This window comes from Prosthecobacter gellanilyticus (assembly GCF_007992435.1).
GTDB classification, from domain to species: domain Bacteria; phylum Verrucomicrobiota; class Verrucomicrobiia; order Verrucomicrobiales; family Verrucomicrobiaceae; genus Prosthecobacter; species Prosthecobacter gellanilyticus.
Genome location: NZ_BKAG01000067.1, coordinates 1 through 20562, shown reverse-complemented (window position 1 = coordinate 20562; position 20562 = coordinate 1). Strand labels below are relative to the sequence as shown.

The 20562-nt window shown below is 58.5% G+C and carries 17 protein-coding genes; 14 read left to right on the top strand and 3 right to left on the bottom strand.

What is annotated here, in order from left to right:
* Positions 1-53: 53 nt before the first annotated feature.
* Positions 54-1097 (bottom strand): ROK family protein, encoded by a 1044-nt coding sequence (locus BGE01nite_RS26430; RefSeq protein WP_146855511.1) that lies wholly within the window; start codon positions 1095-1097, stop codon positions 54-56.
* Between the two features lie 147 nt (positions 1098-1244).
* Between BGE01nite_RS26430 and trpA the strand changes: the two genes are divergently transcribed.
* From trpA to BGE01nite_RS26375, 11 genes are all read left to right on the top strand, one after another.
* The gene (gene trpA, locus BGE01nite_RS26425) at positions 1245-2057 is read left to right on the top strand and encodes a tryptophan synthase subunit alpha (protein WP_146855509.1); all 813 of its coding nucleotides are present in this window, start codon (positions 1245-1247) and stop codon (positions 2055-2057) included.
* A gap of 46 nt (positions 2058-2103) precedes the next feature.
* Entirely contained in the window at positions 2104-2916 is an 813-nt protein-coding gene (gene dapF, locus BGE01nite_RS26420; RefSeq protein ID WP_146855507.1) for a diaminopimelate epimerase, read from the top strand.
* A gap of 318 nt (positions 2917-3234) precedes the next feature.
* Positions 3235-4113: a 4-hydroxy-tetrahydrodipicolinate synthase gene (dapA, locus tag BGE01nite_RS26415; RefSeq protein ID WP_146855505.1), complete on the top strand. Its 879-nt coding sequence runs from the start codon at positions 3235-3237 to the stop codon at positions 4111-4113.
* Positions 4114-4243: 130 nt separating this feature from the next.
* Positions 4244-5242 carry a phosphoribosylformylglycinamidine cyclo-ligase gene (gene purM, locus BGE01nite_RS26410; protein WP_146855503.1) on the top strand — a complete coding sequence of 333 codons (999 nt, stop codon included), beginning with the start codon at positions 4244-4246 and terminating at the stop codon, positions 5240-5242.
* Between the two features lie 165 nt (positions 5243-5407).
* Positions 5408-6478: an ABC transporter substrate-binding protein gene (locus tag BGE01nite_RS26405; RefSeq protein ID WP_170267086.1), complete on the top strand. Its 1071-nt coding sequence runs from the start codon at positions 5408-5410 to the stop codon at positions 6476-6478.
* Positions 6432-7262: an ABC transporter permease gene (locus BGE01nite_RS26400; protein WP_146855499.1), complete on the top strand. Its 831-nt coding sequence runs from the start codon at positions 6432-6434 to the stop codon at positions 7260-7262. Before BGE01nite_RS26405 ends, BGE01nite_RS26400 begins: the two co-directional genes overlap by 47 nt.
* Positions 7249-8037, top strand: a complete 789-nt coding sequence (locus tag BGE01nite_RS26395) for an ABC transporter ATP-binding protein (RefSeq protein WP_218033105.1) — start codon at positions 7249-7251, stop codon at positions 8035-8037. Before BGE01nite_RS26400 ends, BGE01nite_RS26395 begins: the two co-directional genes overlap by 14 nt.
* Positions 8038-8121: 84 nt before the next feature.
* Positions 8122-9861, top strand: a complete 1740-nt coding sequence (locus BGE01nite_RS26390; RefSeq protein ID WP_146855497.1) for a bifunctional alpha/beta hydrolase/class I SAM-dependent methyltransferase — start codon at positions 8122-8124, stop codon at positions 9859-9861.
* The gene (locus tag BGE01nite_RS26385) at positions 9858-11147 is read left to right on the top strand and encodes a dual specificity protein phosphatase family protein (protein WP_146855495.1); all 1290 of its coding nucleotides are present in this window, start codon (positions 9858-9860) and stop codon (positions 11145-11147) included. Before BGE01nite_RS26390 ends, BGE01nite_RS26385 begins: the two co-directional genes overlap by 4 nt.
* 43 nt (positions 11148-11190) lie before the next feature.
* Entirely contained in the window at positions 11191-11817 is a 627-nt protein-coding gene (locus tag BGE01nite_RS26380; protein ID WP_170267085.1) for an adenylate/guanylate cyclase domain-containing protein, read from the top strand.
* 538 nt (positions 11818-12355) lie between these two features.
* On the top strand, positions 12356-15580 hold the full coding sequence (locus BGE01nite_RS26375; protein ID WP_146855490.1) for a LamG-like jellyroll fold domain-containing protein: 3225 nt from the start codon (positions 12356-12358) through the stop codon (positions 15578-15580).
* Positions 15581-15599: 19 nt separating this feature from the next.
* On the opposite strand, the gene BGE01nite_RS26370 is transcribed toward BGE01nite_RS26375, so the two are convergent.
* The gene (locus tag BGE01nite_RS26370; protein ID WP_146855488.1) at positions 15600-15806 is read right to left on the bottom strand and encodes a hypothetical protein; all 207 of its coding nucleotides are present in this window, start codon (positions 15804-15806) and stop codon (positions 15600-15602) included.
* 162 nt (positions 15807-15968) lie between these two features.
* On the opposite strand from BGE01nite_RS26370, the gene BGE01nite_RS26365 reads away from it, so the two are divergent.
* The 3 genes from BGE01nite_RS26365 to gatA all read left to right on the top strand — a co-directional run bounded on the left by BGE01nite_RS26365 (position 15969) and on the right by gatA (position 18967).
* Positions 15969-17111: a sterol desaturase family protein gene (locus BGE01nite_RS26365; RefSeq protein ID WP_146855486.1), complete on the top strand. Its 1143-nt coding sequence runs from the start codon at positions 15969-15971 to the stop codon at positions 17109-17111.
* Positions 17112-17218: 107 nt separating this feature from the next.
* On the top strand, positions 17219-17503 hold the full coding sequence (gatC, locus tag BGE01nite_RS26360; protein ID WP_146855484.1) for an Asp-tRNA(Asn)/Glu-tRNA(Gln) amidotransferase subunit GatC: 285 nt from the start codon (positions 17219-17221) through the stop codon (positions 17501-17503).
* A gap of 42 nt (positions 17504-17545) precedes the next feature.
* On the top strand, positions 17546-18967 hold the full coding sequence (gene gatA, locus BGE01nite_RS26355; protein WP_146855482.1) for an Asp-tRNA(Asn)/Glu-tRNA(Gln) amidotransferase subunit GatA: 1422 nt from the start codon (positions 17546-17548) through the stop codon (positions 18965-18967).
* A 76-nt stretch (positions 18968-19043) separates the two neighbouring features.
* Here gatA and purB read toward each other — a convergent pair whose 3' ends face one another.
* Positions 19044-20477: an adenylosuccinate lyase gene (gene purB, locus BGE01nite_RS26350; protein ID WP_146855480.1), complete on the bottom strand. Its 1434-nt coding sequence runs from the start codon at positions 20475-20477 to the stop codon at positions 19044-19046.
* Positions 20478-20562: the final 85 nt, after the last annotated feature.

Below are 20562 nucleotides of genomic sequence, written 5' to 3'. Positions count from 1 at the left end.
GAAGGCTAACAAAAAGAATAAAAAAACGAATCAGGCCGCAGGGAAGATCAAGATCAGGCTCCCCCGCCCTGCTCACGCAGCCAGGCCACGCTGCCAATGGCTACGGCCGTGCCGCCGAGCTTGGCGATACTGTATTTCACTCCCCTGGCCAGACCCGGGACGGCAAAGCGGTTCACCTCCGCCTTCAGCATGTTCAGATAGACGGTGGGCAGCTCCTCCACCAAGCCACCACCAAGGGTGACGTGGTCCGGAGCCAGCAGATTCACCACCGCCGCCACGCCCATGCCGAGGTAGCGGATGGAATTGCGGAACATGACCGCGCCGGCTTCATCGCCACCCCGGAGGGCATTGGCGAGCGCCTTGCTGCGGATATCACGCAGGTTGCCGCGGGTCTTCTTGTCCAGCTCAGGCAACTGGCCGCGGTAGCAAGCAACGCCAGCCTGGGAAGCGAGAGCGAGACGGCTGGTAAGGTCCTCCAGAAGCACGGTGCCATCATGCGGACTGCCGAGATGCGTGCCGGGCAGGTAGATCATGCCCAGCTCCATGGCCGAGACCGCACGCCCCATGACAAGCTGGCCATTGTAGACAAAGCCCGCGCCCACTCCAGTTCCCGGAAACACGCCGAGGAGTGAGCGAGATCCCTTCCCGGCTCCGAGCTTGTATTCGCCAAAGGTGCCGGCATCCACATCATTGAGCACGACCACAGGCTTCTTGAAGATGCCCTTCAGCATGGTGCCCAGCTGCACGTTGTTCCAGTTGAGGTTCGGCGCATTGATGAGCACGCCTTTCTCCGGATTCACCAGGCCTGGACAGCCAATGCCGATGCCTTGCAGACCTTTCGGATTTACGCCAGCGGCCTCGATGGCTTCATGGATGGCGGTGACGATCTTTTTGCGGCCTTTCATCTGGCCGTCAGAGCCGTTGGTGGACTTGCGGGCGGTGCCGAGCACCTGGTAGTTTTTGTCCAGCACGCAGGCCAGCATCTTCGTGCCGCCGAGATCAAACCCGATCCAGAACGGGATGTCCTTTTGCTTCACGGGCTTGGCAGGTTTCACCTTCGCGGCGGCCTTGGGCGTGGAGTCTTTCTTTTTGGGCATGTACTATCAGAGCACGGCCCGCCCGCCCCGGGCAAGTGACAAGGCACCCTGGAACGTAAGATTCTCTCCCTTCACCTAGCGTCTTGTTGCATTCACTCACGCAAGGAAAGTTGCACTCCCAGCGCAGCCGGGTAGATAGCCCGCCCCATGTCCGCACCCGCCAACCGCATCGACACCCGTTTCGCCGACCTCAAAGCTTCCGGGAAGCGCGCCTTTGTGGCCTATGTGGCCGCCGGTGATCCGACGCTGGATGCCACGATCGACATCGTGCTCGGTCTGGAGCGTGCAGGTGTGGACATTGTGGAACTGGGCGTGCCTTTTTCAGATCCCCTCGCCGATGGCGTGGTGAACCAGCTGGCCGCTGACCGTGCGCTGAAGGCCGGAGCCACCATGCCGAAGGTGCTCGAGATGATCCGTCAGCTCCGCGTGAAATCGCAGATCCCGATCGTGCTCTTCACGTATCTGAATCCGGTCTACACTTATGGTTATGAGCGCTTTCACAAGGATGCCGCGGCCGCTGGTGCGGATGGCGTGCTTGTGCTCGACCTCCCACCAGATGAGGTGGTGCAGAACACGGAGCTGAAGCCCACGCCAGAGCTTTGTCACATCCAGCTCATCGCGCCGACGAGCCCGCCGGAGCGCATTGCCAGCATCGCCAAGAGCGCGGAAGGTTTTGTTTACTATGTCTCCCGTCTTGGCGTGACCGGCGCGCAGGTGGAGATCGCCAGCGGCATCGCCGAGCAGGTGCAGATCATCAAAGGCAGCACCCAGGTGCCGGTGTGCGTCGGCTTCGGTGTGTCGAATCCTGAACAGGCCGCGAAGGTCGCCAGCATGGCGGATGGCGTCGTCGTCGGCAGCGCCATCGTGAAGCTCATCGAGAAGAATGGCGCATCTCCAGATGTGGCGGAGCAGGTGGAAGCTTTCGTGAAGCCGCTGGTTGATGCCGTGCACGCTCTCTGAATTTCTTCTCTCACTTTCCCTTTTCACACGTTCTTTCTTTCCACCCATGACCCTGAACTTCACCAAAATGAACGGCGCCGGCAATGACTTCGTCATGCTGGACAATCGCGATCTGTCTCTCGCCCTGACCAAGGATCAGATCGAGAAACTCTGCGACCGTCATCGCGGCATTGGTGCGGACGGCCTGCTCTGCGTGGAGCCCGCCACCGAGGGTGGTGACTTCAAGATGCGCTATTACAACGCCGATGGCGGCGAGGCCGAGATGTGCGGCAATGGCGCGCGCTGCTTTGGCCGTTTCGTCAATCTGCTGCATGCTGGCACCCTCACGAAGATCCGCTTTGAAACACTGGCCGGCATGATCTCCGCCGAGTTCGAGGGCGACCAGGTGCGCATCAATATGAGCGCCCCGCACAGCCTGAAGCTCGCCCAGGAACTGCCCGTCTCCAAGGCCACCCTCACCGTCCACAGCGTGAACACCGGCGTGCCCCATGCCGTGGTGTATGTGGAAGATCTGGACCATGTGCCCGTGCTCGAATGGGGCGCCGCTCTGCGCTATCACGAAGCCTTCAAGCCGAAAGGCACGAATGCGAACTTCGCCAAGGTGCTCGCTCCAGGCAGCATCTCCATCCGCACCTATGAGCGCGGTGTGGAAGGCGAAACCCTCGCCTGCGGCACCGGCATGGTAGCCTGCGCCTTGATCCACCACGAACTGACCGGCGCTCCCAGCCCCGTCTCCGTCCTCGTCAAAGGTGGCGATACCCTCCGCATCGGCTTCACCGAAACCGCTCCCCATGAATACACCGACGTGACCCTGTTTGGTCCGGCGGATGTGGTGTTCAATGGGACCGTTTCCATCTAACGGATCTTGGGCGGTCTGGCTGCGCTCCGGCCTACTGAAAATTGAGAACTGAAAACTGAAAATTTTAAATTGAGGTTGGAAGTTCGATGACGGTGGGCGGTGCTGAGGGCTCGGAAATTTGCACCGCTCATTGAGGAGTGTAGTGAACTCATGAACATCATTGGCAAATCCATCGTCACGGCCAAAACAAACGCACCTGTCCGCTCGAAACGAGGCTGATAGGCCTCAAGATTCTTCTTCAATTTCCAATTTTCAGTTTTCAGTTCCCAGTTTTCAGTGGTTTGACTCCACTTTCGACTCCATCCATCGATTCCACCCATGTTCGCAGGAACCCACACAGCTATTGTCACCCCTTTCCGAAACGGCCAGATCGATGAAGAAGCCCTGAAAAAGCTCGTCGACTTCCAGTTCGACAACGGGGTCACCGGCGTGGTGCCTTGCGGCACCACCGGTGAATCGCCCACTCTCGACTACGACGAACATGAGCTGGTCGTGAAGCTGACCGCCGAGTTCGCCAAGGGCCGTGGCGTCGTCATGGCAGGCACGGGCTCCAACAGCACTCGTGAAGCCGTGGAGATGACCCAGGAAGCCGAGGCTGCCGGGGCCACCGCGATTCTTCAGGTCGCTCCTTATTACAACAAGCCCACGCCAGAAGGTCTCTTCCAGCATTTCAAGGCTGTGGCTGAGTCCACCAAGCTGCCGATCATGCTCTACAGCATCCCTGGACGCTGCGGCATCGATATTGGTGTGGACGTGGTCGCTCGTCTCGTTGAGGCCTGCCCGAACATTTGCGCGATGAAGGAAGCCGGCGGCAATCCGGAGCGCGTGAGCCAGCTCAAGGCCGCTCTTCCTGCCAGCTTCGAGATCCTCTCCGGTGACGACAGCCTCACCCTGCCCTTCATGTCCATCGGCGCGGTGGGTGTGGTCAGCGTGGCCTCGAACCTCATCCCCAAGCAGATCAGCGACATGGTGAAGCTGGCCCTCGCGGGTGACTACGCCGGCGCTGGCAAGCTGCACCATCAGTATTACCCGCTGCTGGCCGCCTTCCTGAAGCTGTCCACGAACCCCATCCCGATCAAGGCTGCCATGTCCCTGGCCGGTCACTGCACGAATGAGCTGCGCCTGCCCATGGTGTCTCTGGAAGATGCCAAGGTCGCCGAGCTCAAGGCCACGATGCAGAAGCTGGGTCTGCTTTGATCTGACACCGTCCACTGTCCGCAGGAAAACCCTTTCCCGGCGGACGGCTTCCGCGTCTCCGGGCTTGCATCGCCGCCTGGCCGCTTCACTCTCAGTCTTCCGCCACTGATCTCAGGCGGACCCTTCCCACATGTCCAAGAAGCACACCTATAAACAAGCCGGCGTCGATATCCATGAAGCAGCCTCCTTTGTCGATGACATCGGCGCGCTGGTGAAGGCCACGCAGAAGAAGCGCAAGCTCGCGAATGCCTTCGGTCTCTTCGCGGCCGGTTATGACCTGAGCAAATACAAGGAGCCGGTGATTTTTACCGGTTGCGATGGCGTGGGCACGAAGCTGGAGCTGTTGCTCAAATACGACCTGCTGGAGAACGCTGGCAAAGACCTCGTGGCCATGAACGTCAACGACGTGCTGACCTGCGGTGCTGACCCGATCCTTTTCCTCGACTACGTGGGCGTGAACCAGATCAAGAAGCGCCAGCTCACCCGCATCATCGCGGGCATGTCGGAATACCTGCAGGCCTGCAACTGCATCCTCGCCGGCGGTGAGACTGCTGAGATGCCTGGCGCAGTGTTAGACGGCATGGTGGAACTCTCCGGCTTCGCCATCGGTGCGGCTGAGAAGAAGGACGTCATGAATCCCGCCGAGATCAAAGCGGGTGACGTGCTCGTCGGCTGGCCCAGCGCTGGTTTCCACGCCAACGGCTTCAGCCTCGTGCGCCGCATTCTGACCAAGGAAAACATCAAGCTTAGCAAGAAGGAAGCAGCGCAGCTCCTCACACCGACCCTGCTGTATCATGAGCAGTGCTGGGGCCTGAAGAAGGCAAAGGTGAAGCCCGCCGCCATGGCCCACATCACCGGTGGTGGCCTGGTCGAAAACCTCGGCCGCATCTTCACTCGCAATGGTTTCGGCTGCCATCTGAAGGTCCCCTTCTGGCAGAACGACGTTGTGCAGAAAGTGCTGCGTCACGCGGATCAGAACGATGCCTGGGATACCTTCAACATGGGCATCGGCTGGGTGGCCATTATGGACGCGAAGCACGCGAAGAAGGCTCTCAAAGTCGGCACCGGCGCTGTGGTGCTCGGTGAGATGGACAAGAGCGCCAAAGTGACCTGCGAGATCGCGAAATAAGTATCGCAAGAATTATATCCCATAAAGCAGGCAGGACATTTCGTCCTGCCTGCTTTTTATTCCATCGACGTGTTCTGCAGCAGTGACCGATTGCGAGCCGTTATCCGGGCCATGCCGAAACGGTATTATAGGTGTCAACCTGACAGGGCTTTATGTGAACCCATTATGAAACTCATCAGCACAACCTTTCTTCTGGGTGCGCTATGGCTGGTCCTGATCTCAGTCACGCATGGCCATCTAAACCTGAAGTGGTTTGCTCCGAAAGTGGCTGGCACCACTGCTGCGGGAGACAAGTTTCGCATCGGTTTCCTGCCGGTTACCTGCCATCTGACCTGCCCCGTCACTGACTTCATCAATCAGCAGGTGGAAGGTCAGAGCATGTTCGAACCAGTCCGCTTCAGCGGATGGCCTGAACTCAAGGAGGCGTTCCTCTCAGGATACACGCCAGCCACTTTCATTCTGGCGCCAATGGCCATGGCTCTGCGTGAGCAGGGGGTACCCATCAAAGTCGTGTACCTTGGTCATCGCGACGGCAGCGCGGTGATGGTGCACAAGGATTCACAAATCTACAGGATGGAAGATCTGCGCGGGAAGCGCATCGCTGTGCCGAACAGGTATTCAAATCAACGCCTGCTGGTCTTCCGGGCCCTAAAGCAGGCGAACATGACTGTGCAGGACATCGAACTCGTCGAGATGCCTCCCCCGGACATGCCTGCAGCACTTTACTCAAAGGCGGTCGATGCCATCTCCAGCGGCGAACCCTTCATGGCTCAGACTGAGTTGGATGGCTATGGTCGCGTGCTCTGGTTGACCAAGGATGTATGGCCTAACTTCATTTCGTGTGTGCTGGCCGTGCATGAGGATTTCATCAAGAACGATCGTGAGACGGTGCAGCGTCTGGTGGATGGCATCGCCAGCAGCGGCAAGTGGCTGGACACAACCATGGAGAATCGCATGGATGCCGCCAAGTTTGTCTCCAAGAACTACTACAATCAGCATCCTCGTCTCCTTGAATTTGTGCTCAGCAAGCCGCCGGACCGCGTGAAATACACGAACCTGGCCCTGAGAAAACCTGACTTTGAGGAGATCGAGGCTCTCGCTCTGCAGGCGGGTGTGATTCAAAAGGATGTCATCTTTGAAGACTACACGGATGCTTCTTTTGTGCCCGATGACTCAGCCGTAAAGGCGCATGCCTACCAAGGATTGCAGGGGGGAGAAGTGCCCCCGAGAAAGTAAGCCGAATGTCCTAAAAAATCCCGTGAATCGATTTGCTCCCATTCTCCTGCCCGCAGCCACAGCGGCTATCTTTTTGCTCATCTGGCACCTTCTGGTTCGACTTTCTGGCAGCGATCTCTTTCCCACCCCTCTGGATGTTGCTCGCGGCATCCAGGAGCTCGTTGAGAAGGGACTGCTGCTTAAATACATAGTCGCGTCGCTCTTCCGTGTCAGCTGGGGCTTCATGCTGGCCGTCCTGGTCGGTGTGCCTCTCGGCTTGATCCTGGGTTGGTTTCGCCCTGCTTTCCAGGCCTTGAATCCGATGATCCAGATCCTGCGCCCGATCTCTCCCATCGCCTGGATACCTGTGGCGATTCTTTGGTTTGGTATCGCGGATAGCGCACCCGTCTTTCTCATCTTCCTCGCCAGCGTGTTTCCCATCACCGTTTCCTCCATGGCGGCGGTCCAGAACATGCAGCTAGTCTATCTCCGGGCCGCGCAGAACTTTGGCGTGACCGGCATGCAGCTCTTCCGTCGTGTTATCTTCCCCGCTGCACTGCCGCAAATCATCACTGGCATTCGAATCGCCTTGGGCATTGCCTGGCTTGTTGTGGTGGCGGCTGAAATGATCGCCGTAAACAGCGGACTGGGCTATCTCATCATCGATGCCCGCAACGCCGGCAAGCGCTACGACCTCGTGGTCGCTGGCATGGTGATGATCGGACTCATCGGGCTTGTGCTCGATCTGCTCATCCGCCGCTTGGAACGATTCGACGAAGTGAAATGGGGCTATGGACAACGCTAAAACAATGATCGAGGTGCGCGACTGCTGGAAGTCTTTCCCGGGCAAGAAGGCTGGGGAGCAAGTCCATGTCTTGGAGCGTGTGAATTTGGACGTTCATGCAGGTGAGTTTGTTTGCGTAGTCGGACCTTCCGGCTGCGGCAAATCGACACTGCTAAACATCATCGGCGGCTTCATCAAAGAGACACGCGGAACCGCCAAAGTCGCCGGATCTCCGGTAAACGGACCCGACCCGCGACGAATCTTTGTCTTCCAGGAGAACGGTGTCTTCCCATGGCTCACGGTCGAGGAGAATATCGGCTTTGGACTCATGTCCAAATCGGCCGCGCATCGCGAGGAGCGCGTTGCACATTACATCGGCATGGTCGGCCTAACAGGCTTTGAGAAGAGCTACCCGCGTGAGCTTTCTGGCGGCATGAGGCAGCGCGTGGAGATCGCCCGCGCACTCGCAGCAGACGCCGAGGTTCTCTACATGGACGAGCCTTTTGGCGCTCTCGACTTTCTCACGCGTCTGAAAATGCGTGCTGACCTCATTCGCATCTGGCAGGCGGAGAAGAAGACCATCGTCTTCGTCACGCACGACATCGAGGAAGCAGTTCAGCTCGCGGACCGGGTCGTCGTCATGAGCAAGCGTCCGGCCACCGTGGCCGAGGAAGTGAAGATTGATCTGCCGCGCCCTCGCGACCTCGACTCCCCAGGCTACCTCGGTGCGCGTGACCGCATCTTTGCCATCATGGGCATGGATGTGCATGGCGGTGGTGCTGGTGACCCTAGGTAAAGCGTCCAGATTTCGAGATTTTCTCCGACCAAAGGCTGATCCAAGGTGCATTGACACCCCTGCTGGCCCCTGCTTGCTTCCTGCATGAACACGGAGCGCCTGCAATTCACCACAGATGATGGACTGTCTTTGCACTACAAGACTTGGAATGTGCAGGGTGCCACTCGTGCACTGATCCTGCTGCATCGCGGCCATGAGCACGCGGACCGTTGGGACACCGTGGTGCCTTCCCTAGCCATGCCGGACACGGCCATCTACGCCTGGGAAGCTCGCGGTCATGGTCAGTCTCCTGGACGTCGCGGCCATGCGGCAGGCTTCATGGAGTATGTGCGGGATCTGGACACCTTCTTCCACCACCTGCAAAAGGTGCACGGGCTGGTGCCTGAACGCACCGTCGTGGTGGCACACAGTGTCGGCGCGGTCGTTGGCGCGACCTGGGTTCATGATTTCGCCCCACGCATCGCAGGCCTCGTGCTCGCCACGCCAGCCCTTGAGGTGAATCTCATCGTTCCTGGTGCTCTCACGGGCATTCGCGGTCTGCAGAAACTTCAGCCTGATGCGACCATCAAGAGTTATGTCCAGGGCTCCTGGCTCACTCGGGATGTTAATGCCGCCGCCGTCTATGATGCGGACAAGAGCATCTCCAAAGACATCTCAGCGCGGATCCTCATCGATCTCTTCGACACCGCCAAGCGCGTGATTAGCGATGCCGAGGTTATGGACCGCCCGCTCCTGCTATTCTCAGCCGGAGCTGACAAGGTGGTCAAGAAAGAGGCCATTGATGCGCTCTACACCAATTACGGTTGCGAGCAGAAAACCCACCTCACGCTCAAAGGCGCACGCCACGCCATCTTCCATGACCTTTGCCGCGAGGAGGTTTGCGGAGCCATCAAGCGCTTTGCAGAGCGCTGCCTAGCCAACTTTACTCCACCGAACCTCGAATCTGATCTCAGCCATCCGGCCACCAATGCCGAGTTCGCCAGCTTGAAGAAGCCGCTACCGGCTCCGAGCCTCAAGGGCCTCTCCTTCATCATGCAGCGGGCCAGCCTCGGCACCATGGGCAGGCTGAGCCAGGGCATCCGCATCGGTCACGCGACGGGTTTCGATTCAGGTGAATCCCTCGACTACGTCTACGAGAACAAGGCTCGCGGAAACTTGGGTGTCGGCAAGGTGATCGACTACTTCTACATCAATGCCATCGGCTGGCGTGGCATACGTCAGCGCCGGGCCTGCATGAACCAGGCGCTGCGTTATGGATTGCGTCAGGCTCGCGAAGCAGGCCTGCCCATGCAGCTCATGGACATCGCTGGAGGTGCGGGGCGATACTTGCTCGATGTGCTGGCGGATTCAGAGTTCGGCTTTGATCTCAAAATCCTCTGCCGTGACTGGAGTGAGTCAGCACTCGCCACCGGCCGAGCTTCCGCTCAGCAGCTAGGTCTTCAGGATCGCATCAACCATGTGCGTGGAGATGCCTTTGATGAGTCATCTCTCGCCAGTGTGGAGCCCAAGCCGTCCGTGGCCGTGGTCTCCGGCCTCTATGAACTCTTCCCAGACAACGAGCGGTTGCATCGTTCGTTACGCGGCTTGTTCAGTGCGGTGAGCGACGGTGGCTATCTCATTTACACCGGCCAGCCCTGGCATCCGCAGGTGGAGATGATCGCTCGCACACTGACGAATCGCGATGGGCAATACTGGATCATGCGCCGTCGTCCTCAGGGCGAGATGGATGCGCTCGTCGAAGCCGCTGGCTTCAAAAAGGAGAAGCAGTGGGTGGATGACTTCGGCATCTTCACCGTCAGCATCGCCCGCAAACCGAACGCATGAACCGCGCTCCCCGCGAACCTGGATTGCTCTGGCCCGCGCTCTGGCGACTGGCCCTGGCCGGAGTCACGTTTGTCATCGTCTACAGCGGCTGCAATCAATTCACGGCAACTCGCAGTGACGTCGGCACTTTCATGTTTGAGTGGGAGAGACACCTGCCCTTCGTGAAGGAACTGGTGGTGCCCTACTGGTCGCTCGATCTGTTTTTCTGTGGCGCCTTCTTCCTTTGCCGCAGCAAGCTGGAGCTGAATCTGCTGACCAAGCGCCTCATCGGCGTCACCATCGCAAGCGGCATCTTCTTCCTGCTCTTCCCCTTAAAGTTAGGCCTGCCGAGGCCCGTGCCCGAAGGCTGGACCGCGCCGTTGTTTCACGCGCTCTACTTCAACGACCTGCCTTACAATCTCGCCCCTTCGCTGCACATCAGCCTGCGCTCTTTAGTGTGGGTGTTTTATGGGGCGCATATCACAGGCTGGGTCCGCCGAGGCGTGAAGATCTGGTTCATCCTCATCGGCCTTTCCACGCTGCTGCTGTGGCAGCATCATTTGGTCGATGTCGCCTCAGGCTTCATCATGGGCTGGGTCATCGCCGCTCTGATTCCCGATCCACGTCAGCTCGGCACTCGCAATCCTTCGCGCAAATATGCCCTGCGTTATGGCTATGGTGCACTGGCCTGCACCGCACTTAGCTTTGTGTCGATCGCTTTTGTCTGGCCCGTCGTGGCTTGCGGTATTGTATCGCTTGCCTACGCCACAGGTTTGTCCCGACTGCTCGGTAAAGAGAACGGCACACTCTCTCCCTCCGCCGAATGGTGTCTGCTGCCAGTGATCCTCGTCACGGCTCACATCCAGCGCAAATGGCTTAAACTCCAGCCCGCGTGGCGAGAAGTCACGCCGGGGGTGATGTTCGGCCGCAAGCTCACCGGCAAGGAAGCCGAGCAATTGGTTAGCCAGGGGAACCTGGCAGTGATCGACTTTACCGCCGAATCCAATGCGCCCGTGGCCTTTCGCGAGCGTGCCCATTACCACAATCTGCCGCTGCTAGACCTTGTCCCGCTCCAACCCGAGCACATCAGCGCCGCACTCGGTCTCATCCGGTCCGCACAGAAGGCCGGGCATCGTGTCTACATTCACTGCCAGTTAGGCCTTCAGCGCTCCGCCTTAATCGCTGCCCATTGGCTCGCTGAGTATGAAGAGATTGATCTGGAAGCTTCGATCCTCAAGATCAGGAGGATTGAACCCAGGGTCATAATATTTAGCAGCCCTAGTTCCAGGGTAGTCACGCATTCTTGATAAAAATTGGTTGGACTTTTTCGATAATAGAGGAGCATAGTTAATGAGTTCGGATCCAACCGTAAGTTTAACCGCAGCAGCTGCTAGTGCGTTGAAGTCTGTGAACCTTGGTCACTCGGCATGGGATAGCGTGCTGAAGACTGCTGCTAATATTGCACTATCAAGCACATCTCCTTGGCTAGAGCTCGAGGCATCTTCAACACCTTCGAAGAATGCCAAACTTCTCGAGCTGGATGATGAAATATCCGTGCTGAAGAAAAAGCTTCACGAACAAACAATCGCATTAAATTCTGAGAAGGCCGACAAAAGGAAACACGAGAAGGCAAATCGAGACCTTCAGAAATCACTGGAGCAGCTCAGCCAGAAACAAGAGTTGGCATTTCTACTGACAAGGGTATCGACCGAGGCTCATGAGGCATTGTTAACTAACTCGACATTTAGAAATCAGTTTTTCTCATCGGAGGATCGTGCTACCTTTGTGGTTTCCGTGGATATCCGCAGGTCGACGGAGTTGATGCTAAAGGCACGTAGACCCGATCTTTTTGCGAAGTTCATCAGCGAATTATGCACTGATCTGGAAGTAATCATAAAGCAGTCAGGCGGAGTTTTCGACAAGTTTACAGGTGATGGCATCCTTGCTTTTTTTCCCCGATTTCTACAGTGGACCTGATGCTGGACTGCTTGCGTTAAGCGCATCTCAGCGTTGCCTGAAAGTCTTCGAACAGCGTTATAGACAGCATCGAAGTTCGTTTTCCACTGTCTTGAACGACGTTGGACTTGGAATTGGAATTGACTATGGTTCGGCTCATTTGTTGCGAGTTGCTGGAGGAATCACTGTAGTTGGAAGCCCCGTTGTTTATGCATGCCGCCTATCTGGCGCACCCGCAGGACACATCTATGTTAACCAACCCGCATTCGAAATGATATTTGAGCGGCATGGCAACTACTGCTATGCCGACGAAACGGCCTTAGAAATTAAGCATGAGGGCAGTGTTTTGTGCTATGATGTTAGGCTAAGTGAAAAATCGTTCGTGATCACCAAGGCGCCATGGCAAGAGTCGGCTTCTTGTGACCAAGTTGAAGCAGACAACAGTCAGAGGGGATAGTTGAACATCTAAACCTAGAACCTTTTTTTCATGGATGGAAAAGGTCGTGCGGATGCTGGCAGAACAAATATGCCGCTATAATGCGTATGACTGCCCTCACCCATGCGCCTTGCTCTCTCCTCTCTTTTGCTGCTCCCGATTCTGTCCCAGGCTGCCACTCTCCAAGAGACGTGGGAGACGGGCTATTTCAAGACAGATGCCAGCGGCCCGCATGTGCTGGGGTATTGGAAGTTTGATGCGGATGGCCCGCTGCAGGACATCTCGGGCAAGGGCAACGACCTCACTCTGCAAGGCGCGAAGTCCAGTGAGGCTGGCAAGTTTGGCGCTGCCCTCGAAAGCTTCCCGGGCTTCCCGATTGAAGACAAGAAGCATGCGGCACTGACAGCCCTCAAACCTGCGCTCTCACCGAAAGCTGGCTTCACTCTGGAGATGTGGATCAAGCCAAAGGCGGACTGGCCAGCAGACCAGCGCTGCTATCTGCTCGACAAGAAATACGTCGATCACACGGACTATGCCTGGCAGATCTCCGGTGCAGATCAGGGCGATGTGCGACGCTTCTTGGTGACCTTGGGCTTCGGCGCTGAATCCAAAACCATCTACTCCGAACCGGTGAAACTCGGCACGGACTGGCAGCATGTGGCCTTCGTCTATGATGGTGCAGGTGATGCCCAGTTTTACCGCAATGGATCGCGCATCGGCGGCCTCAAGCTCGCAGGTTATGGAGCCATCACACCGGGCGCAAAACCGCTGAGCATTGGCGACCGCATCGGCAGCAACTATGGCGGCTTCCCGGGCTTCATCGATGAAGTGCGCATCAGCGAAGGAGCGCTGAAGTTTGAGCGCGCCAGCCTCGCCATCACGGCTCCGCGAACCGTGTGGCGCCGCATGGAGACGAGCATCAAGCCTGTGGAGATCATCTGCACGAATCTTCAGCGCGAGCCTTTAAAGGCTGCGAAGCTCAAGCTCAGTTTCGGCGGCAAGGATGAGGAGTTCATCCTGCCTGACCTCAAGCCAGGAGCCGAGCATACGGCGAAGCTCACCGCAGACACGAAGCTCAAGCCTGGACGCTACACGCTGACAGCAAGCTTCGAAGCGGGTGACTACAGCAACGAGCAGACCGCCAGCATCGAGATCGTCCCACGTCTCGCACCGCGCCTGCCAGTGGTCATGTGGGGCGCGGATGGTAACAACATCGCCCAACTGAAGAACATCGGCTTCACGCACTTCATTGGGCTACGCGCGTCGGCATCCTCGGAGATGTGGCATGAGAAGAAGCAGCTTCCTGCCGGCACCCCGGAGGAGATCGCCACACGTCGAGGTGTGCTTGATGAAGCTCTGCGCAACGGTGTAGAAGTCGTGGCCACGCTCATGCCCTCCGAGGCGCTAAAGCATGATCCGAAGAACCTGCGGGTGAATCGCGAAGGCAAGGTTTACGAGCGCCAGGACATCTGCGCGAGCACACCAGAGTTTGCTCCCTACTTTCAGTCCGTCGGCCAGAGCATGGCCAAGACTTATGGTGATCATCCCGCCTTCACCAGCGCACTGATCAGCACCGAGGTGCGTGACAACAGCACTCCCTCCTTCAATCCCATCGACATCGAAAACTACCGCAAGTTTGCCAATGCCGACATCCCTGCGGAAGTGATGAACAAGTGGGGAGTCGATCACCACAAGCTCAAGGATTTCCCGGCCAATCGAGTCATTCCGGATGATCATCCCATCCTGAAATACTACCGCTGGTTCTGGACCGTCGGAGATGGCTGGAACGGGCTTCACACCGCATTGCATAAGGGCGTGAAGAGCAGTGGTCGTCGGGATCTCTGGACCTTCTTTGATCCTGCCGTGCGCCAGCCGAGCATCAGTGGTGCAGGTGGTGATGTGGATGTGCTTTCCCACTGGACCTACACCTATCCAGATCCGCAGCGCATTGGTCTCGCCACGGACCAGCTCTTTGCCATGAGCGAGGCCAGCGGCAAGAACCAGAAGGTGATGAAGATGACGCAGATCATCTGGTATCGTTCCCAGACCGCACCATTCGGCGCCAAGGCTCCAGGCGAGCTCGTGGCCTGGCAGGACCATGATCCAGATGCGGCCTACATCACCATCGCGCCCATGCATCTGCGCGAGGCTTTCTGGACCAAGATCGCGCGTCCGATCCAGGGCATCATGTATCACGGCTGGCAGTCGCTGGTGGATAATCCGAGCAACACCACCTCCTATCGCTTCACCAATGCGAACACGGTGCGTGTGCTTCGTGACCTCATCCGCGATGTCGCCGAGCCGCTCGGGCCGACCTTGATGAAGATTCCCGCTGAGCGCAGCGAAGTCGCGCTGCTGGAAAGCTTCACCTCCCAGATGTTTGCGCGGCGTGGCGGCTACGGGAATAACAACAACTGGTCAGCCGATCTCTGGCAGGCCATGCAGCATGCGCATGTGCAGATGGACATCCTCTTTGAAGAGACCTTGCTGAAAAACGGCCTCAGCGGACGCAAGTTCCTGCTCATGCCCGAGTGCGATATTCTAACCGAAGGTGTGGTCAAGAAGATCACCGACTGGCAGAAGCGCGGTGGCAAGGTCATCGCGGATGAATTCCTCAGCCCTGGCATCAAAGCGGACCTCGTCATCCCGAGCTTCAAGCGCATCAAGAACGGCGCGAAGGACAAGGCCACTGTCCTCGCCCTAGCCAAGACCTTGCCAGACCAGATGAAGTCTCTCGGTTGGAAGCCCACTGTAGGTGTTGATAATGCTGAGATCATCCTGCGCACACGCAAGAGCGGTGATGCGCTCTATGTCTTCGCCGTGAATGACCAGCGCGAGCCTGGCACCTACGTGGGCCAGCACGGTCTGGTGATGGAGAACGGCCTGCCGAGCAGCGGCACGATCACGCTTCAGCAAGAGAACGCCAGCGTGTATGAACTCACCACCCACTCCCTCATTGTGCCCAAACGCGGAGCCGATGGAAGCTTGAGCTGGCCGGTCAATCTTGGACCTGCTGACGGCCGGATCTTCATGATCACGCCGAAGCCCCTCCTGCAACTGGCACTCGATGTCCCCGAAACGGCCACCTGTGGCAATACCGCCAAGATCCGCGCCACACTCTCCACGACCGATAATTCTGTCACCAGCGCCATCGTGCCAGTTCAAGTAAGCATCGAAGATGCGAACGGTGTGGCTGCGGAAGGCAGCGGCTACTACGCCGCCGAGAAGGGCGCTCTCGAGATCTCCCTCGATCTCGCACCCAATGAAGACCCCGGCGCCTGGCAGATCCGCGTGCGCGAACTCGCCTCAGGCATGGAGAGCGTGAAATGGATGAAGGTCGGCAAGTAGTCCGGCCTCTACGGATGATTCATCGACCAGACTCACCCGGCAGCCGCAGGCCGGTCCTCCGCTCATTCGGGTAGTACTTGTCCTTGTGGTAGCGGTGATGTCCTGCCGGGTCGATGGCCAGCCAGGCGGAGTCCAGGTTTTCCCGCGTGCTGGCACACCCGGAAAGCAGGCAGGTTGCCGCCAGGAGGATGAGCAAGGCTTGATGATGAGACGACAGGCAGGTCATGGTGCGTTTCGCGCGATCTGGATTCTGATGAAAGCAAATCCTGGTAGACGGGTCCTTCATCACCTACTCCAGCCCCTTCCGTCCAGTCATTTTCGCAGGTGCCTTTTTCAATGAAGAATCCTTTCTTGCTAGATCCGGAGAGCTTTGGGATTCTGCCTCCGCATGAACCCACTCCATGAAGCGCGCCTGAAAGTCCGTCGGGAACTTGAAGCTCCCCCTGCCTTGCGGCGCTTTGGCAGCGGGTGGATCAGCGGTGTCCTGGGCTTGATGCTAGGTCTGGCCGCCGTGGGGGGTGTCGTCATGATCTGGTTTCCAGGCGTCTTCACCACGGCCGAGATGAGCAAGGCCTACGCCTCAGGTTGGTACAGGCCTGCGCTCTTTGGCGTCATCATCGGCGGTTTTGTCTTTTCCATGCTGAGCCTCGTGCTGCGGCCCAGCAAGGTGCTGGGCATGGCGGGCATGGTCGCCACGCTGCTGGCCCTGACAATGGGAGGCAGCACAGCCACGCAGGTGGCCGGAGATGCGACACCGGCCTACTTTGGCCTCGACTTCTTCGTGCTTCGGCTGCTGCTCACCGGGCTTGTCTTCATCCCGGTCGAGACCCTGTTCCCCCGCCATGCCGAGCAGGGCATCTTTCGTTATGAATGGCGGGAGGATCTGTTCTACTATTTTGTCAGCAGCATGATGGTGCAGTTGCTGACCTGGCTGTCCTTCATCCCGGCGAATACGCTGCTCGCGGTCACCTCATGGTCGTCCTTCCGCGCCTGGGTGGCGGGTCTGCCCTTCGTGGTGCAGTTCATCGCCATCATGTTTCTGACAGATTGCGTGCAGTATTGGCTGCACCGCACCTTTCATCGCATCCCTGCCCTGTGGCGCTTTCATGCCGTGCATCATTCAGCCCAGCACATGGACTGGATGGCCGGAGCACGGATGCATTTCCTGGAGATCCTAATTTTGCGAGGCACCACGGTAATCCCGACGATCGTGCTCGGCTTCAGCCAGCCGGCGGTGAATGCCTACATCCTGGTGGTCTATCTTTACGCCACCTTTGTGCATTCGAATCTCGGGCTTCGTTTTGGCCTCGTGGAGAAGTATCTGGTCACCCCGCGCTTTCACCACTGGCATCATGGCATCGAGAAAGAGGCCATTGACGTGAACTTCGCCATCCATTTCCCACTGCTGGACCGGCTCTTTGGCACCTATCACATGCCAGAGGATGGTCGCTGGCCGGAAGGTTATGGCATCAAAGGCCACCCGGTGCCGAAAGGTTACTGGAAGCAGTTCCTGCACCCCTTCAAACGCTGATCCAGACCTTCGCCATGGCGCTAAAAGCCTGTCCCGAAGCCAGGGATTGCTGAATTGACCTGTCACCGCGCTTGCCAGCCCTCAAACACGGCCTACAAAGGCAGACCATGCCATCTCCGCAGATCGACATCCACCACGTCGCCAAGCTAGCCCGCCTCGCCCTTACGGAGGAGGAGGCCGCGCACTACCAGCAGCAGCTCACCCGCATTCTGGGTCACATTGACCAGTTGAGCTCCTACACCCTGGATGCCGAGCCGAGCGCGCACGCCATGCCCATCTTCGATGTCATCCGTCCCGACCAGGACCGCCCGGGATTTGAGCAAAACGAGGCCCTCTCCAATGCACCGCGCCGTGCCATGGACCAGTTCCAGATCCCCAAGGTCATCGAGTGATCTGTTTCATCCTTTGTTATACTGATTTCGTCATCTTCCCGCATGTCTCTCGCTGCCTCCACCATCTCCGCGCTTCGTCAAAGGCTCGCCTCCAAGGAAATCACCCCGCGTGACATCGTCACGGACGTCGCCAAGGCCATCGAGGCCCAGAATGCCACGATCGGTGCTTATCTCTCCTGGGACGTCGAAAAGGCCCTGGCTGAAGCTGACAAGGCTGATCTCTCCCAGCCCCTGGGTGGCATCCCCATCGGCATCAAGGACAACATCAATGTCACTGGCGAGCCCTGCACCTGCGGCTCCAAGATGCTGGCTGAGAACTACAAGGCCCCTTATGATGCAGGTGCCATCACGAAGCTTCGCGGTGCCGGTGCCGTGCCCTTTGGCCGGCTGAACATGGACGAGTTCGCCATGGGCTCCTCCACGGAGAACTCGGCTCTCGGTGTCACGCGCAATCCTCGCGACCTCGACCGCATCCCCGGCGGCTCCAGCGGTGGCAGCGCCGCAGCCGTGGCAGGTAACCTCGCCATTGCCACGCTGGGTTCTGATACCGGTGGATCCATCCGCCAGCCAGCAGCCTTCTGCGGCTGCGTGGGCATCAAGCCGACCTATGGCCGCGTCTCGCGCTACGGCCTCGTCGCCTTCGCCTCTTCTCTTGACCAGATCGGCCCGATCACCAAGACGGTCGAAGACGCGGCCATTTTGCTGAACCATCTTTGCGGCAAAGACCTGCGAGATTCGACCTCGCTCGACGTCAACGTGCCGGATTTCACCAGCGGTCTTGGCAGGGACATCAAAGGCCTCCGTGTCGGTCTGCCCAAGGAATACTTTATTTCCGGCATCCACGCAGGCGTCTCGGCACGCGTGAACGACGCGATCAAGAAGCTCGAGTCTCTCGGCGCCATCCCGGTGGAGATCAGCCTGCCTCACACCGATGTTGGCGTGAGCACCTACTACATCATCGCCCCAGCTGAGGCTTCCGCGAACCTCGCCCGCTTTGACGGTGTGCGTTACGGTCATCGCAGCAGTGATGCCAAGGACCTCATGGAGCACTACATGATGAGCCGTGAGGAAGGTTTCGGACCTGAGGTGAAGCGCCGTATTCTCCTGGGCACCTACGTGCTCAGCAGCGGCTACTACGATGCCTATTACATCAAAGCCCAGCGCGCCCGCACCCTCATTCGCCAGGACTTCGAGAAGGCCTTTGAGAATGTGGATGTCATCGTCAGCCCCACCAGCCCTGCCCCGGCCCACAAGTTCGGTGAGCTGAAGGAGGATCCTCTCGCAGCCTATCTGGAAGACATCTTCACCATCCCGGTAAACCTCGCTGGTCTTCCCGGCATCAGCATCCCTTGTGGCACCGCCGAGGAAGGTGGCAAGCAGCTACCTGTGGGCCTGCAGATCATCGGCAGGCCACTGGATGAAGTCACGCTCCTGCGTGTCGCGGATGCGTTTGAGAAAGCGTGACCTGGCTCAGTTCATCTCATGAAAACGCAAAAGGGCTTCCGTGAGGAAGCCCTTTTGGTTAGACGGCTGACGCCGATTACAGGATCGATCCCGGCTGATACTCGGCGGCATCCGGATGAGCGGCAGTCAGCTCGGAAACACGCTTCGCGAAGTGGTCCACCTGCTCCGCTGCATCACCAGCATTGGCACGACCTTGGGCGATGAGTGCTTCAAAAGCTTCGGCCTTCAAGCCAAGGCGCTCATCTGCAGCAAGACGGGCGAAGAGATCATTCTGCGCCACTTTGCCGGTGCGCATGTCGCGAGCGACCTGCACGGCATGGATCTTGATGGCCTCATGGGCGGCCTCACGGCCAGCACCAGCTTTCACAGCTTCCATCATCACCGTGGTGGTGAGCAGGAACGGCAGATAGCGCATGAGCTCCTGCTCCACGACTGCTTCGAAGACTTCCATCTGGTTCAGCACGGTGAGCGTGGTTTCCAGCAGGCCGTCCATGGCCAGGAAGGCATCTGGCAGCATCACGCGGCGCACCACAGAGCAGGACACATCACCCTCGTTCCACTGATCGCCAGCCAGACCGGCGGCCATGGCAAGGTAGCCTTTCAAGATGACGTGGAAGCCATTGATGCGCTCACAGGAGCGGCTGTTCATCTTGTGCGGCATGGCGGAGCTGCCGACCTGACCTTTGGCAAAGCCTTCGCTGGCCAGCTCATGACCTGCCATGAGGCGGAGCGTTTTGGCAAAGCTGCCCGGGCCGCTGGCCACATGGACCAGAGTTGAAACAACCTGCATGTCCAGGCTGCGCGGATACACCTGACCGACACAGTCCAGCGCGGCATGAATGCCGAGGTGATGAAGCACGCGATCTTCCAAAGCACGGGCCTTGGAGACATCGCCATTGAAGAGAGTGATTTGGTCCAGACGAGTGCCGACCGCGCCTTTCAGACCACGCGCCGGATAGCTCTGAATGAGGCTCTCCAGTGCCTGCACGCCGAGCAGCAACTCCTCGCCAAACATGGCCAGGCGCTTTCCGAGCGTGCTCACCTGCGCGGCCACATTGTGCGTGCGCGCCGTGAAAGGAATGTCACGCGTCTGCTGCGCACGACGGGCCAGACCGGCAAGCACCGCGATGCTCTTTTTGCGCACTTCTAGAAGCGCGCGGAAGGTCTGAAGCTGCTCCACGTTCTCCGTGAGGTCACGACTGGTCATGCCTTTGTGGATGTGCTCATGCCCGGCGAGATCGCAGAACTCCTCGATGCGGGCCTTCACGTCATGACGGGTCACGCGCTCACGCTCCATGATGGCGTTGAGGTTGACCTGATCCTTCACCTTCTCATAGGCCTCGATCACGCCATCTGGCACCGGGATGCCCAGGTCACGCTGGCCCTTCAGCACGGCGATCCAGTAGTCACGCTCCAGGCGCACCTTCCCCTCGCCCGACCAGAGGGCGCGCATGGCGGGGGTGGCGTAACGTTCGGCAAGGACATTGGGGATGGAATCGGGCTGGGACATGATGGGCCTTTTGGGGTAGCAAGAGAAAGGCGGGAGGCAAACCTGAATCCATGGTCTCGGGCACAAATAGACTGGTTCTCGAAAA

Bases quoted from the DNA above. Each gene is read 5' to 3' on its own strand.
- BGE01nite_RS26395 (WP_218033105.1), top strand. From the start codon at position 7,249: ATGGACAACGCTAAAACAATGATCGAGGTGCGCGACTGCTGGAAGTCT.
- dapA (WP_146855505.1), top strand. From the start codon at position 3,235: ATGTTCGCAGGAACCCACACAGCTATTGTCACCCCTTTCCGAAACGGC.
- purM (WP_146855503.1), top strand. From the start codon at position 4,244: ATGTCCAAGAAGCACACCTATAAACAAGCCGGCGTCGATATCCATGAA.
- dapF (WP_146855507.1), top strand. From the start codon at position 2,104: ATGACCCTGAACTTCACCAAAATGAACGGCGCCGGCAATGACTTCGTC.
- BGE01nite_RS26430 (WP_146855511.1), bottom strand. From the start codon at position 1,097: ATGCCCAAAAAGAAAGACTCCACGCCCAAGGCCGCCGCGAAGGTGAAA.
- BGE01nite_RS26375 (WP_146855490.1), top strand. From the start codon at position 12,356: ATGCGCCTTGCTCTCTCCTCTCTTTTGCTGCTCCCGATTCTGTCCCAG.
- gatA (WP_146855482.1), top strand. From the start codon at position 17,546: ATGTCTCTCGCTGCCTCCACCATCTCCGCGCTTCGTCAAAGGCTCGCC.
- BGE01nite_RS26370 (WP_146855488.1), bottom strand. From the start codon at position 15,806: ATGACCTGCCTGTCGTCTCATCATCAAGCCTTGCTCATCCTCCTGGCG.
- BGE01nite_RS26380 (WP_170267085.1), top strand. From the start codon at position 11,191: ATGAGTTCGGATCCAACCGTAAGTTTAACCGCAGCAGCTGCTAGTGCG.
- BGE01nite_RS26405 (WP_170267086.1), top strand. From the start codon at position 5,408: ATGAAACTCATCAGCACAACCTTTCTTCTGGGTGCGCTATGGCTGGTC.
- BGE01nite_RS26400 (WP_146855499.1), top strand. From the start codon at position 6,432: ATGCCTACCAAGGATTGCAGGGGGGAGAAGTGCCCCCGAGAAAGTAAG.
- BGE01nite_RS26390 (WP_146855497.1), top strand. From the start codon at position 8,122: ATGAACACGGAGCGCCTGCAATTCACCACAGATGATGGACTGTCTTTG.
- BGE01nite_RS26385 (WP_146855495.1), top strand. From the start codon at position 9,858: ATGAACCGCGCTCCCCGCGAACCTGGATTGCTCTGGCCCGCGCTCTGG.
- BGE01nite_RS26365 (WP_146855486.1), top strand. From the start codon at position 15,969: ATGAACCCACTCCATGAAGCGCGCCTGAAAGTCCGTCGGGAACTTGAA.
- gatC (WP_146855484.1), top strand. From the start codon at position 17,219: ATGCCATCTCCGCAGATCGACATCCACCACGTCGCCAAGCTAGCCCGC.
- purB (WP_146855480.1), bottom strand. From the start codon at position 20,477: ATGTCCCAGCCCGATTCCATCCCCAATGTCCTTGCCGAACGTTACGCC.
- trpA (WP_146855509.1), top strand. From the start codon at position 1,245: ATGTCCGCACCCGCCAACCGCATCGACACCCGTTTCGCCGACCTCAAA.